The sequence below is a fragment of the Ruegeria sp. HKCCE4148 genome (assembly GCF_017872495.1).
In the GTDB taxonomy this organism is placed as follows: Bacteria; Pseudomonadota; Alphaproteobacteria; order Rhodobacterales; family Rhodobacteraceae; genus Ruegeria.
In genome coordinates this window covers 708,082-720,612 of sequence record NZ_JAEDOS010000001.1, presented here as the reverse complement: position 1 = coordinate 720,612, position 12,531 = coordinate 708,082, and the positions used below count along the sequence as shown (strand labels likewise).

Genomic DNA, 12,531 nt, shown 5'->3' with positions numbered 1-12,531 from the left:
GTGCAATCTTGCACCGGGAAAAGCAAAAAGCCGCCCCCAGGGGCGGCTTTCGCAATCGGCTCATTTGACCGGTTTTACATCAGCGGAGCTTGGCCCCAGATGTAGACGGCAAAGAACAGGAACAGCCAGACTACGTCAACGAAGTGCCAGTACCAGGCCGCGGCTTCAAACCCGACGTGCTTCTCGGGTGTAAAGTCACCCTTAAGCGCCCGTATCAGACAGACAGTCAGGAAGATGGTGCCGATGATCACGTGCGCGCCGTGGAAACCGGTTGCCATGAAGAAGTTCGAATAGAACTGATCACCACCGAACTCCCAGCCTTCATGGGCCAGCAGCTCGTAATATTCATAACCCTGCAGGAAGGTGAACAGCACGCCCAGAACGATACCGATGGCCAGACCGTTTATAAGCGCCTTGCGGTCATTGTCATGCACCAGCGCATGGTGGGCCCATGTGATCGCGCAGCCCGACAGCAGCAGGACCAGAGTGTTGATCAGCGGCAGGTGGAAAGGGTCAACCGCGTGGATGTCTGGCTGAATGTATTCGGTGCCCGCATAGTCATACATCGGGTACATGCGATGCTTGAAGAACGACCAGAACCAGGCGAAGAAGAACATCACCTCGGACATCACAAACAGGATGAAACCATAGCGCAGGCCGATGCGGACGACAGGTGTGTGATCGCCCTGACGGCTTTCAGCAACCACTTCAGACCACCAGGCGAACATGGTGTACAGCACCGCGACCAAGCCAGCCCAGAACATCCACGGCGTAATGCCATGCATCCAAAGGACGGCTCCGAGCAGCATCACAAAGCCACCGACGGCTCCGATCAGAGGCCAGATCGACGGGGCCAGAATGTGATAATCGTGGTTTTTAGCGTGTGCCATCAGCGTCCCTCACCTACAGGCGTTAGTTCGTGTTTGTTTCTGCCTGCGTTTCAAGGGCGGCATAGCCCTCGGGCAGGTCGATTTCGTAGAATGTATACGACAGAGTGATCGTATGAACATACTTTGCTTCAAGATCCTCGACCAGTTCCGGGTCGACGAAGAAAGTTACTGGCATTTCAACCCGTTCGCCGGGTTGCAGCACCTGCTCTTCAAAGCAGAAACAGGCGATTTTCTGAAAATACCCACCGGCCGAATATGGGGCAACGTTGTACGAGGCCTGCCCCGCGATGGGCCGGTCGGTTGGGTTATATGCTTCGTAGAATGCCAGACCGGTCTCGCCGATGCGCACTTCCATCTCGCGTTCAATCGGCTTGAACTCCCACGCCATGCCTTTGGCCTTGGACGCGTCGAACCGAACGGTGATGGTGCGGTCCAGAATGTCTTCGGGCGCTGCTTCGGCTACACCCGTGGTGCCGCCAAACCCCGTCACCCGACAGAACCAATCATAAAATGGCACAGCCGCCCAGGCCAAGCTGCCCATCAGAACAACCACACCCACAGTCTGAACAACCGTTTTCTGGGGACCAGTCAATGCCATCAGTTCTGAACCTCCTGTGTTGCCATACCGAAATCCGTGCCCGACACCTTTACGACCGTCAGCCCAAAAATGATCACGATAAAGGCGGCCAGTGTCAGGCCAACCCCCAGATTGCGGCTGAATCGCCGTTGGTGCAGCTCGTGGTTCTTTCGAAGGCTCATGACCAGCCTCCCAACCCATAGGGTTTCAGCAACGCCTCAACCAGAATGGCGCCGAAATGCAGGAAGAGGTAGAGCAGCGAAAGCTTGAAAAAGCTGCGCTCGACCTTGAAATTGTCGGCTTCCGAGTCCTCCTCGGTCCGGCGTGAAATCCGCCATGCTCCGTGTAGGAACAGCGCGTTCAACACCAAAGCAACGGTCAGGTAAACTGGGCCACCGATACCAGAGAATGCGGTTCCCAATGCCAAAATGGCCAGCAGAGCCGTGTAAACCAGAATATGCACCCGCGTCGCACGGCGACCATGCGTCACGGTCAGCATCGGGACACCCGCGTCGTCGTAATCTGAGCGCATGAACAGAGCCAGCGCCCAGAAATGCGGTGGCGTCCACATGAAGGTCAGGGCGAACATCAGCCAAGGTTCAACTGACATCGATCCGGTTGCCGCAACCCAACCAATGACGGGCGGGAAAGCGCCTGCGGCGCCACCGATCACGATGTTCTGCGGCGTCGAACGCTTCAGCCACATCGTGTAAACGACAACGTAGAAGAAAATGGTGAAGCCCAAAAACGCGCCTGCAAACCAGTTGGTTGCGAGACCCAGCATGATCACCGAAAGGCCCGAAAGCGCTAGCCCAAGCGCCAGCGCCTCACCCTCTTCCACTTTGCCGGAAGGGATCGGACGACCCTTGGTGCGTTTCATAACGCGGTCGATATCCGCGTCCCACCACATGTTCAAAGCGCCAGAGGCACCGCCTCCAATGGCAATGAACAGAATGGCGCAAAAACCCACAAACGGATGCACGGAAACAGGTGCCGCCAGCAAACCCACCAGCGCCGTGAAAACAACCAGAGACATCACGCGAGGCTTCAGCAGGGCGAAGTAATCGCCAAAGCTGGCCTCGTCCGCCTGAGCGGTCGCAGTGCTGGCATTGATACTTGCGTCGGTCATTTCCGGTCCCTTTGGGCGAAAGCTGCGCGATCACGCGCGCAGCCTGCGTCATGTCTTAGGCTGGGTCTACCCCGCCCATGTCGCTTCGATTAGTTCGAGGCAACCTGATAGTTTTGCGGCAGACCCGCATATTCATCGATCGCGCCCTGCAGCCATTCGTCGTAGGCTTCCTGGCTGACCACTTTGACAGTGATCGGCATATAAGCGTGGTCTTTGCCGCAAAGTTCAGAACACTGACCGAAGTAGACGCCCTCTTTCTCGGCTTCGAACCACAGTTCGGCCAGACGTCCGGGCACACCGTCCTGCTTCACGCCAAAGGACGGAATGGTCCAGGAATGGATCACGTCAGAGGCGGTAACCTGCATCACGATGACCTTGCCGACAGGTACGACAACCGCGGTGTCGGTGGCCAACAGCCATTCGTCATCGCTGTACCCGGCATCGGCCAGCTTGGCACGCATGGCGTCATCCAGAACAAACGGGGTCACGTCCGCATCTGCTGGGCGCGCACCTTCATCCAGAGTTGCCGGGTGGCCCAGAAGATAGCTGTCGAAGGCAAAATCGTGATCAACATATTCGTAAGTCCAGTACCACTGGTTGCCGACGACTTTGATGGTGATGTCACCTTCTGGAATTTCCTGTTGCTTGAACAGAACCGGCAGCGAGAACGCACCAATGAAGACCAGAATCAGGATCGGACCGAGGGTCCAGGCAATCTCGACCGGGGTATAGTGCGAGAACCGAGCCGGTGTCGGGTTTGCGCGCTGGTTGTAACGCACGATGCAGTAAAGCAGCAGGGCCGCAACAAACAGACAGATCACGGTGATGATCACCAGAATCATTGTGTCCAGCCGCTGAATTCCATCGGCCAAGCTTGTGGCCGCAGGCTGGAAGCCCATACCGCCGTCGACCGGCTTGCCAATAATCTCTAGCTCCTGAGCCATGGCGGGAAGGCTGGAGAGGGCTGTCATAAACCCTGAAAGCATCAAAGCATTCTTCATTTTCTGTCCTGATCGTTTGATCTTTGCGTCCCTGGCGAAAAGGTGTGAATCGGTCGCACCTCTCCCGTTGTCTTTGGCCGCGTTAAAAACCATATTCCGTCGGGTAGATAAAGCAAAATGCTTGCGTCAAACAGACGCTATTTTTGATCTGGATCAAACCCGAAAGGTCACAACTCATGTCCGACGCCCCATTTCGCCCCTTTGAAAGCGCTCTTGCGCATGACGAAGCGCTGTCTGTATTGCAATCGGCGACCGCTGGGGCCGAGGACGGAGAACTGTTTGTCGAACGTCGAAAATCCGAGTCACTGGTGTTTGATGACGGTCGGCTGCGCACCGCATCTTACGACGCTTCCGAAGGATTTGGCCTGCGCGCGGTTCAAGGGGAAGTCGCTGGTTATGCACATTCTACTGATGTTTCCATTCCCGCGCTGAAACGGGCAGCCGAGACCGCGCGGCTGGCCGTTGGGGATGGCGGCGGAACCCTTGCCGAAGCACCTCGATCCACCAACACACGTCTTTATACCGACGAAGATCCCATCGATTCTGCCGCGTTTCCTGTCAAGATCGAAACCCTGCGCGAGATTGATGCATTTGCCCGCGATCTGGATTCACGCGTTGTTCAGGTCAGCGCAATGATCTCGGCCGCCACTCAGGAGGTCGAAATACTGCGACCTGATGGAGTGATGGTGCGCGATGTTCGCCCGATGACACGCGTGAATGTTTCAGTGATCGTGGAACAAAATGGACGCCGCGAAAGCGGTTCGGCGGGTGGCGGCGGTCGCGTGGGCCTGAGCGGATTGATTGATCCGGCAGACTGGCAGGCCAAGGCCCGCGAAGCCTTGCGCATTGCGCTGGTCAATCTGGACGCGATCCCGGCTCCCGCGGGTGTGATGGAGGTGGCGCTTGGCCCCGGCTGGCCCGGGATTTTGCTCCACGAGGCCATCGGCCACGGGTTGGAAGGGGATTTCAACCGCAAAGGAAGTTCTGCCTTCGCCGGTCTGATGGGGCAACAGGTCGCTTCAAAAGGCGTAACCGTGGTCGATGATGGCACGATCGCTGACCGGCGCGGCTCGATCACTGTAGACGATGAGGGCACGCCCAGCTCACGTACGGTGCTGATAGAAGACGGCATCCTCACCGGATATATGCAAGACCGTCAGAACGCGCGTCTGATGGGCGTTGCGCCCACAGGCAACGGGCGGCGGCAAAGCTATGCGCACAAGCCGATGCCGCGCATGACCAATACAATCATGCTGGGTGGCGAGTCCGACCCAGCGGCCTTGGTCGCAGATATCAAAGACGGCATCTGGGCCGTGGGATTCGGCGGCGGTCAGGTGGACATCACCAATGGCAAGTTCGTCTTCTCCTGCACCGAAGCCTATCGCGTTGAAAACGGAAAAATCGGCGCCCCGGTCAAAGGCGCGACGCTGATTGGCGATGGGCCATCCGCTTTGAAACGGATCCGGGGGCTTGGCAACGACATGGCGCTGGATCCCGGTATGGGCACCTGCGGCAAGGACGGGCAATGGGTGCCGGTGGGCGTCGGACAACCCACCGTTCTGATGGATGGACTGACAGTTGGGGGGTCGGCAACCTGAGTCGCAAAAGACCAAGTTACACGGGCGCATGGTTAACCTTGCGCCCATGCGTAAAGCGCCCAAACAGTTGAAAATCCCTTTGCATCAAAAAGGCCGATTTTTATTTTTCCTTTTATTTCATAAGCATGCTTCTGTTGGATAGAACAAGTTCGAACAAAAACACATCTAGTTTTCCACGATTTACAAGCTGTTAACCCGCCCGCCTGTAAACCAGTTTTGCAACAAGGCGGAGCAACGGATGACCGAAGAGCAGCTTTCTTCCAATCACCCCCCACTCCCACCCACCACGGAAGAGGACCGGTTTTCGTGGCTTCGCCTTTTGCGTTCTCGCAAGGTCGGTCCGGCGACGTTTCGTCGGCTTCTGCGGGAACATGGCTCGGCGCAGAACGCGCTGGCCGCGTTGCCGGAAATGGCACGCGCTGCCGGAATAGAAGGGTATGAAATCTGCCCCCCCGGCGTGATTGAGGCGGAGCTCAAGGCCGCAAAAGCCGCAAAAGCGCGGCTTTTGTGCCTTGGGTCCGCCGATTTCCCAGCAGCTCTGAGTGATCTGAATGATGCGCCCCCTATGCTTTGGGCAATCGGTGACGTGTCTCTCTTGCAAAAACCTGCGGTTGCAATGGTTGGTGCACGGAATTGTTCTTCGCTCGGTGCTCGAATGGCCCGGGGTTTGGCGACTGACTTGGGCAGCAAAGGCTATGTGATTGTCTCAGGCCTGGCGCGCGGCATTGATACGGCGGCACATATAGCGACCCTTACATCCGGCACCATTGCCGTCATGGCCGGCGGCGTGGATGTCGTCTATCCAGTCGAGAATACAGAGCTGGCTCATGACATCGCTTCCAACGGGTTGCGCGTGTCGGAACAGCCGATGGGCGTGACACCGCAGGCTCGGCACTTTCCCCGCCGAAATAGGATCATCTCTGGCCTTGCGCAAGCTGTTGTCGTGGTCGAAGCCGCAGCAAAGTCTGGCAGCCTGATCACGGCACGCGATGCCTTGGATCAGGGGCGCGAGGTTCTGGCCGTACCCGGCCACCCCTTCGATGCGCGGGCCGCCGGGTGCAATCTGTTGATTCGGGATGGGGCTATCTTGGTCCGGTCCGCGGAGGACGTGGTTGAAGCCTTGCCCCACAAGGACAACCTGCCTTCACACCGCCCCCAGCAGCCACCTACCCCGGTCGCACACCCTGCCCAAGACTTACACATTCAAATCCTTGAACGACTTGGCCCCTCACCCATCGCGGAAGACCAGTTGCTGCGAGACATCGCGGCATCGGCTGGCGAGCTTGGCCCCGCATTGGTCGATCTGGAACTGGATGGACGAATCCAGCGCCAGCCCGGGGGTCTATTGTCCCTGGCAGGCTGATCGAACCACTTCCATGAAACATGGTGTCGGCCCTTCCAGAGACACGGCACCTTGAATAATGACCTGAAATTAAGGCGTTTTTCGACCTGCAAAAGGAACGCATTGACAATTCCCGCTTGCCCCACACATTTTGCACCACCATAGAAGGCGCCAAATTCGTCGAGCGAGGTTTCCCCTTAAATGCCTGTAGTTGTTGTAGAATCTCCGGCCAAAGCAAAAACAATCAATAAATATCTCGGCCCCGACTACACAGTTTTGGCCTCTTACGGCCATGTTCGGGACCTTCCACCAAAGGATGGGTCGGTCGATCCCGAGCATGAGTTTTCCATGAAATGGGAAGTTGGCAATGACAGCCGCAAACATGTCAAAGCCATCGCCGATGCCCTGAAAGAAGATAACGCACTGATCCTCGCCACTGACCCTGATCGTGAGGGCGAGGCGATCAGCTGGCACTTGCAAGAAGCTCTGACCAAGCGCCGTTCGATCAAGAAAGATACGCCGGTCAGCCGCGTAACGTTCAACGCCATCACCAAAGAAGCCGTCACCCAGGCGATGCAGAACCCGCGTCAGGTCGACATGCCGCTGGTCGAGGCCTATCTGGCCCGCCGTGCGCTGGACTATCTGGTGGGCTTCAACCTTTCTCCCGTCCTTTGGCGCAAGCTGCCCGGTGCAAAGTCCGCCGGTCGCGTGCAATCCGTCTGTCTGCGCCTGATCGTCGAACGCGAGATGGAGATCGAAGCGTTCAAGCCGGTCGAATACTGGTCGGTTAAGGCGCTTTTCGAAACACCGCGCGGCCAGACCTATGAGGCGCGGCTGGTTACTCTGGCCGGCAAGAAACTGGACAAGCACGATCTGGCCAACGCCACACAGGCGGAGCTGGCGGTTCAGGCTATCACAAGTCGGGCGCTCAGCGTCACCTCGGTCGAGGCGAAACCGGCAGCACGCAACCCCAGCGCGCCGTTCATGACATCAACCTTGCAGCAAGAGGCCAGCCGCAAGTTCGGCATGGGTGCGCGCCACGCGATGCAGGTGGCGCAGCGGCTATATGAGGCTGGCTACATTACCTACATGCGGACCGACGGTATCGATATGGCCCCCGAGGCCGTGGCCGCCACCCGCGATACAATCGCGGAGCGCTATGGCGCCGAATATGTGCCGGACAGCCCGCGCATGTACAAGAACAAGGCCAAGAACGCACAGGAAGCGCACGAATGTATCCGCCCAACGGATATGTCACGCGATGCCAAGGCCCTGAAAGTCACCGATGAGGATCAGCGCAAGCTTTATGACCTGATCTGGAAACGCACCATAGCTTGTCAGATGGCCGCCGCCCGACTGGAGCGGACCACCGTAGAGATCGGCAGCGATGACGGTCAGGTCGGCTTGCGCGCCACTGGTCAGGTAGTCATGTTTGACGGGTTCATGCGTGTTTATGAAGAAGGTCGCGACGATGTAGCCGACGACGACGAAAAGCGCTTGCCGCAGATCATGCAGGGCGATCCGGCGCGTTTTGCCAAAACCTCACTGAAAGGTCAGTTCGCGAAGGCCGAGGAAAAAGCCGCAATCCTGTCCGAAAACGAATCCGTTCTGGCGCAGCAGCACCACACGCAGCCTCCGCCCCGCTATACCGAAGCCACACTGGTCAAGCGCATGGAAGAACTTGGCATCGGTCGCCCCTCGACTTACGCCTCGATCGTGACCACGATTCAGGATCGGGAATATGTGCGCAAAGACAAAAACCGACTGATCCCCGAAGAAAAGGGCCGGATCGTCACGATCTTTCTGCTGAACTTCTTCCGTCAATATGTGGGTTATGAATTCACAGCCAATCTGGAAGAAGAACTGGACGACGTCAGCGCAGGGGACCGCGATTATAAGGACCTGCTGGGCAAGTTCTGGCACGATTTCTCGGCCGCAATTGGCGAGACGTCCGAACTGCGAATTTCCGAAGTACTGGACAAGCTGGACGAAGCGCTCGCGCCGCAGCTGTACCCGCCGCGTGAGGATGGATCGGATCCGCGGATATGCCCGAAGTGCGGCACTGGGCAATTGCACCTGAAAACCTCGCGCACGGGCGGTTTCGTCGGTTGCGGCAACTACCCCGAATGCACCTATACGCGTCCCATCGCAGGTGAAGGTGCCGAAGGGGATGAACGCTTGTTGGGCGAAGATGCGGGTGATGAGATCTGGCTGAAGTCCGGTCGTTTCGGTCCTTACGTTCAGCGCGGCGAACCCACGCCCGAGAACAAGAAGCCACCGCGCGCCTCTTTGCCGCGCGGGTGGAGCAAAGATGACATGGACCTTGAGAAAGCTCTGACGCTGCTCTCTCTGCCACGTCAGATCGGCGAACACCCTGAGGGTGGCATGATCAGCTCGAATTTCGGGCGGTTTGGCCCCTACCTGATGCACCAACTGCCGGAAGACGCAAAGCCGGTTTACGCCAATCTCAAAGACCCCAACGATGTGTTCGAAATCGGCATGAACCGCGCGGTCGAGTTGCTGGCTGAAAAACGCGCCAATCCAGGGCGCGGGCGCCGCGCGGCTGCGAAACCGTTGAAGGAGTTGGGCGAACATCCTGACGGCGGCGCCATGCAAGTTCTGGATGGTCGCTATGGGCCATATGTCAAATGGGAAAAGGTCAATGCGACCATTCCCAAGGACATCAAGCCAGAAGACGTGACGCAGGAAATGGCCATCGAACTGGTGAATGAACGCGCCGCCAAGAAAGGCACCAAGAAAAAGGCGGCCCCAAAGAAGAAGGCCGCAGCCAAGAAGGCAACCAAGAAGGCGGCGGAATAGGTAGAAATACCAACACACCCTTGGTTTCATTGACTTCCCCATGACGTGGCGGCACAACCTGCCCATCACCATGTCATTGGGGGAGTTTTCCATGAAAAAAATCTATGCCAATGCCTCTGAAGCGCTCGATGGGGTGCTGACAGATGGTATGCTGATTGCCGCGGGCGGCTTTGGCCTGTGCGGCATTCCGGAACTATTGCTCGAAGCTATTAAAGAGTCTGGCGTCAAAGACCTGAGCTTTGCATCGAACAATGCCGGTGTGGACGATTTTGGAATCGGCATTTTGCTGCAAACGAAGCAGGTCAAAAAGATGATCAGCTCGTATGTCGGCGAAAATGCTGAATTCATGCGCCAGTATCTGAGCGGTGAATTGGAACTGGAATTCAATCCGCAGGGAACCCTGGCCGAGCGGATGCGCGCAGGTGGTGCCGGTATTCCCGGCTTTTATACCAAGACAGGCGTGGGCACGGTGATCGCCGATGGCAAGGAACATAAGAACTTCAATGGCGAGACCTACATCCTAGAAGAAGGGATCTTCGCCGATCTGGCCATCGTTAAGGCGTGGAAGGCGGATGACACCGGAAACCTCGTGTTCCGCAAGACCGCCCGTAATTTCAATGTGCCTGCGGCGACCTGCGGCAAAATTTGCGTAGCCGAAGTAGAAGAGATCGTTCCGCGCGGCTCACTTGACCCGGATTCGATTCACCTGCCCGGCATCTATGTGCATCGCATCATTCAGGGCGAGCACGAAAAGCGCATCGAACAACACACCACCCGCAAGAAGGAGGAAGCATAATGCCCTGGGACCGCAATCAGATGGCCGCGCGCGCGGCAGAGGAGCTGGAAGACGGCATGTATGTGAACCTCGGCATCGGCATTCCGACGCTGGTGGCGAACTATGTTGGCGACAAGGACATCACCCTGCAATCGGAAAACGGCATGCTGGGCATGGGGCCGTTTCCTTTTGAAGGCGAGGAAGACCCAGACCTGATCAATGCAGGCAAGCAGACGATCACGGAACTGTCCCGCACGGCCTATTTCGACAGCGCCACTTCTTTTGCCATGATCCGCGGCGGCAAAATCGCTGCGGCGATTCTGGGCGCCATGGAAGTGGATGAGAAAGGCGACCTGGCAAACTGGATGATTCCAGGCAAGCTGGTGAAAGGCATGGGTGGAGCAATGGATCTGGTCGCGGGTGTCGGCCGTGTCATCGTTGTGATGGATCACACCAACAAGCACGGCGACAGCAAGGTTCTGAAAGAATGCACCCTACCCCTGACAGGTAAAGGCGTGGTCGATCGCATCATCACCAATCTCGGTGTATTGGATGTGGTCGAAGGCGGCCTGAAGATCGTCGAACTGGCCGATGGTGTCAGCGAAGACGAGATGCGCGCAGCAACACAAGCGACACTTGTTTCTTAAAAGAACAAAGGCCCGCCGAATCGAGGCGGGCCTTATTTAGTTTGAGGTCTGGAACACGCAGCCGTCAGAAATCAGATCAGGCGGGGTGGCACACAAGGCCTTTGCGATCTGGAATGCAGCCAGAACTTTGGGCACATAGTCCCGGGTTTCCGTATAGGGTGGCACACCGCTGTGTTTACGCACTGCACCTTCACCTGCGTTGTATCCGGCCAATACCAGAATCGGATCGTTCCCGAACTCTTCCATCAGCCAGTTGAGGTATTTCACCCCTCCGGCGATGTTCTGTGCTGGCTGAAGGCTGTCTTTCACCCCGAAGCGTGCCGCCGTGGCGGGCATGAGTTGCATGAGCCCCTGCGCTCCGGCAGAGCTGATCGCATCCACCCGCCCGGCGGACTCGACCGAGATCACTGCCAAGACCAGCGCCGGTGAGACATTGGTACCGACAGTCGAGCGCAGAATCTCTTTACCCTGCTGCTGAGCAATGTTCTGCAGGGTTTGAAGTCGGGGAGACCGCACACTCGTGGCTGCAAGGGCCGAGATGGCGGCATCTAAACGTCCTGCACCACCCTGACCTATCTCGGGCGAGATCCTGTCCCAGAAAGCTTTATAAGACCCTTTGGGATTACGCTTGTTTTGTGCCTCTGGAGGAATCGGCTGGGCAATTTCTGTGCGCGCAATGACATCTGGCACCGATAGGTCGGCCCCTGTGCTGGGCGCAGAAGGTTGTGTTGCATGTTCCTCCGCAGTGATTTGTACGGTCACGCGGGGGCGTTCACCCGGCTGGGGTGCTTTGATCCGTTTGTACACGCCGCGCGGTTCTACTTCGGTTGCGTCTGCATATGTGACACTCGAAACTAGAAACGCGAGTACACCGGCGCATTGGAGTGCGGTCCGGAGATTCATTTGCCTGCCTCATGTTTTCTTTTTAGGCGATTTGAACCTCGAATCTTCGCGCAAAGCCAGAAAAACAAAGCGAAATGGGGCAATTTCGCCTCATTTGACGCAATTTTGCACCGTCCAAACAGGTATGATCTGACCATTGCGTTTTTTTAATCGTTTTATTTCAGTCTCTTATGCATTTTCTAACTAAAAAGTTAAGCTGCACGAAAAAAAATCTGCGTTTGGCCCAATTCCTGCCACGCACCACAGGCAAACATAGATGCATACCGAGACGGACGGGAGCGGACTGAGAGAGGAAGCTCTGGAAGACGCCGAGGTTCATTAGACTTATTTAGATCCTTTAGGAGGGACGTAACATGATCAAGTTCATCAAGAACTTCCGCAAAGACGAAGACGGCGCAGTAACAGTTGACTGGGTTGTTCTGACCGCAGCAGTCATCGGCCTGGCCGCAGTTGCTTACCAGCAGATCGAAACCGGCGCCACTGGCCTGGCAACCGGCGTGAACGAAGCGCTGAACGGCGCGGCACTGAGCACCGGCAGCAACACCACTTCGGGCGGTATCACCACCGAAGGCACAAGCAACTAAGTTGTTGACATAGAGAATTTTCGAGGCCGCGCCAGTCTGGCGCGGCCTTTTTTGTCCAGGGCGACCTGCAAACTAACTTAATGCTCACATCAAGACTAAGCAGGCAACGTCTTGGATTAGAACTTGGAAACACCCGACACCACGCGCAACCTGGCTTTGTTCCCAAAGCGCCTTTAATCTCGCGCGAAAACAGCGTTTGTCCAAGTTCAATCCTAAAAAGCCTATTATTGCCCAATTTCCGCCATTACCGCGCAATCTTTTGAAT

12 protein-coding genes are annotated in these 12,531 nt (G+C 56.9%); 6 read left to right on the top strand and 6 right to left on the bottom strand.

Features of this window, described 5'->3' with window-relative positions; translation table 11 throughout:
- Positions 1 to 74 precede the first annotated feature (74 nt).
- The 5 genes from I9187_RS03545 to coxB all read right to left on the bottom strand — a co-directional run bounded on the left by I9187_RS03545 (position 75) and on the right by coxB (position 3,597).
- Positions 75 to 890, bottom strand: a complete 816-nt coding sequence (locus tag I9187_RS03545) for a cytochrome c oxidase subunit 3 (protein ID WP_209509533.1) — start codon at positions 888 to 890, stop codon at positions 75 to 77.
- Between the two features lie 22 nt (positions 891 to 912).
- A complete protein-coding gene (locus tag I9187_RS03540; RefSeq protein ID WP_171177884.1) occupies positions 913 to 1,488 on the bottom strand; it encodes a cytochrome c oxidase assembly protein in 576 nt (191 codons plus the stop codon).
- Positions 1,488 to 1,649, bottom strand: a complete 162-nt coding sequence (locus I9187_RS03535; protein ID WP_171177886.1) for a hypothetical protein — start codon at positions 1,647 to 1,649, stop codon at positions 1,488 to 1,490. The genes I9187_RS03540 and I9187_RS03535 overlap by 1 nt, the downstream gene beginning before the upstream one ends.
- A complete protein-coding gene (gene cyoE, locus I9187_RS03530) occupies positions 1,646 to 2,596 on the bottom strand; it encodes a heme o synthase (protein WP_171177888.1) in 951 nt (316 codons plus the stop codon). Before cyoE ends, I9187_RS03535 begins: the two co-directional genes overlap by 4 nt.
- An 89-nt stretch (positions 2,597 to 2,685) precedes the next feature.
- Positions 2,686 to 3,597, bottom strand: coding sequence for a cytochrome c oxidase subunit II (gene coxB, locus I9187_RS03525; RefSeq protein WP_171177890.1), 912 nt, complete (start codon positions 3,595 to 3,597; stop codon positions 2,686 to 2,688).
- Positions 3,598 to 3,773: 176 nt separating this feature from the next.
- Between coxB and tldD the strand changes: the two genes are divergently transcribed.
- The 5 genes from tldD to I9187_RS03500 all read left to right on the top strand — a co-directional run bounded on the left by tldD (position 3,774) and on the right by I9187_RS03500 (position 10,779).
- Entirely contained in the window at positions 3,774 to 5,195 is a 1,422-nt protein-coding gene (tldD, locus tag I9187_RS03520) for a metalloprotease TldD (protein ID WP_171238149.1), read from the top strand.
- Between the two features lie 238 nt (positions 5,196 to 5,433).
- On the top strand, positions 5,434 to 6,558 hold the full coding sequence (dprA, locus tag I9187_RS03515) for a DNA-processing protein DprA (RefSeq protein ID WP_171238148.1): 1,125 nt from the start codon (positions 5,434 to 5,436) through the stop codon (positions 6,556 to 6,558).
- A gap of 180 nt (positions 6,559 to 6,738) precedes the next feature.
- On the top strand, positions 6,739 to 9,357 hold the full coding sequence (gene topA / locus I9187_RS03510; RefSeq protein ID WP_171619631.1) for a type I DNA topoisomerase: 2,619 nt from the start codon (positions 6,739 to 6,741) through the stop codon (positions 9,355 to 9,357).
- Between the two features lie 91 nt (positions 9,358 to 9,448).
- Entirely contained in the window at positions 9,449 to 10,153 is a 705-nt protein-coding gene (locus I9187_RS03505) for a CoA transferase subunit A (RefSeq protein ID WP_209509532.1), read from the top strand.
- Positions 10,153 to 10,779 carry a 3-oxoacid CoA-transferase subunit B gene (locus tag I9187_RS03500; protein ID WP_050603192.1) on the top strand — a complete coding sequence of 209 codons (627 nt, stop codon included), beginning with the start codon at positions 10,153 to 10,155 and terminating at the stop codon, positions 10,777 to 10,779. The genes I9187_RS03505 and I9187_RS03500 overlap by 1 nt, the downstream gene beginning before the upstream one ends.
- Positions 10,780 to 10,815: 36 nt before the next feature.
- On the opposite strand, the gene I9187_RS03495 is transcribed toward I9187_RS03500, so the two are convergent.
- Positions 10,816 to 11,682 (bottom strand): lytic transglycosylase domain-containing protein, encoded by an 867-nt coding sequence (locus tag I9187_RS03495; RefSeq protein WP_171177900.1) that lies wholly within the window; start codon positions 11,680 to 11,682, stop codon positions 10,816 to 10,818.
- Between the two features lie 353 nt (positions 11,683 to 12,035).
- Here I9187_RS03495 and I9187_RS03490 point away from each other — a divergent pair, with 353 nt between their 5' ends.
- Complete coding sequence (locus tag I9187_RS03490; RefSeq protein ID WP_171177902.1) at positions 12,036 to 12,266, top strand: hypothetical protein; 231 nt, start codon at positions 12,036 to 12,038, stop codon at positions 12,264 to 12,266.
- Positions 12,267 to 12,531 lie beyond the last annotated feature (265 nt).

Bases quoted from the DNA above. Each gene is read 5' to 3' on its own strand.
- tldD (WP_171238149.1), top strand. From the start codon at position 3,774: ATGTCCGACGCCCCATTTCGCCCCTTTGAAAGCGCTCTTGCGCATGAC.
- I9187_RS03540 (WP_171177884.1), bottom strand. From the start codon at position 1,488: ATGGCATTGACTGGTCCCCAGAAAACGGTTGTTCAGACTGTGGGTGTG.
- I9187_RS03500 (WP_050603192.1), top strand. From the start codon at position 10,153: ATGCCCTGGGACCGCAATCAGATGGCCGCGCGCGCGGCAGAGGAGCTG.
- coxB (WP_171177890.1), bottom strand. From the start codon at position 3,597: ATGAAGAATGCTTTGATGCTTTCAGGGTTTATGACAGCCCTCTCCAGC.
- I9187_RS03535 (WP_171177886.1), bottom strand. From the start codon at position 1,649: ATGAGCCTTCGAAAGAACCACGAGCTGCACCAACGGCGATTCAGCCGC.
- topA (WP_171619631.1), top strand. From the start codon at position 6,739: ATGCCTGTAGTTGTTGTAGAATCTCCGGCCAAAGCAAAAACAATCAAT.
- I9187_RS03490 (WP_171177902.1), top strand. From the start codon at position 12,036: ATGATCAAGTTCATCAAGAACTTCCGCAAAGACGAAGACGGCGCAGTA.
- cyoE (WP_171177888.1), bottom strand. From the start codon at position 2,596: ATGACCGACGCAAGTATCAATGCCAGCACTGCGACCGCTCAGGCGGAC.
- I9187_RS03495 (WP_171177900.1), bottom strand. From the start codon at position 11,682: ATGAATCTCCGGACCGCACTCCAATGCGCCGGTGTACTCGCGTTTCTA.
- I9187_RS03545 (WP_209509533.1), bottom strand. From the start codon at position 890: ATGGCACACGCTAAAAACCACGATTATCACATTCTGGCCCCGTCGATC.
- I9187_RS03505 (WP_209509532.1), top strand. From the start codon at position 9,449: ATGAAAAAAATCTATGCCAATGCCTCTGAAGCGCTCGATGGGGTGCTG.
- dprA (WP_171238148.1), top strand. From the start codon at position 5,434: ATGACCGAAGAGCAGCTTTCTTCCAATCACCCCCCACTCCCACCCACC.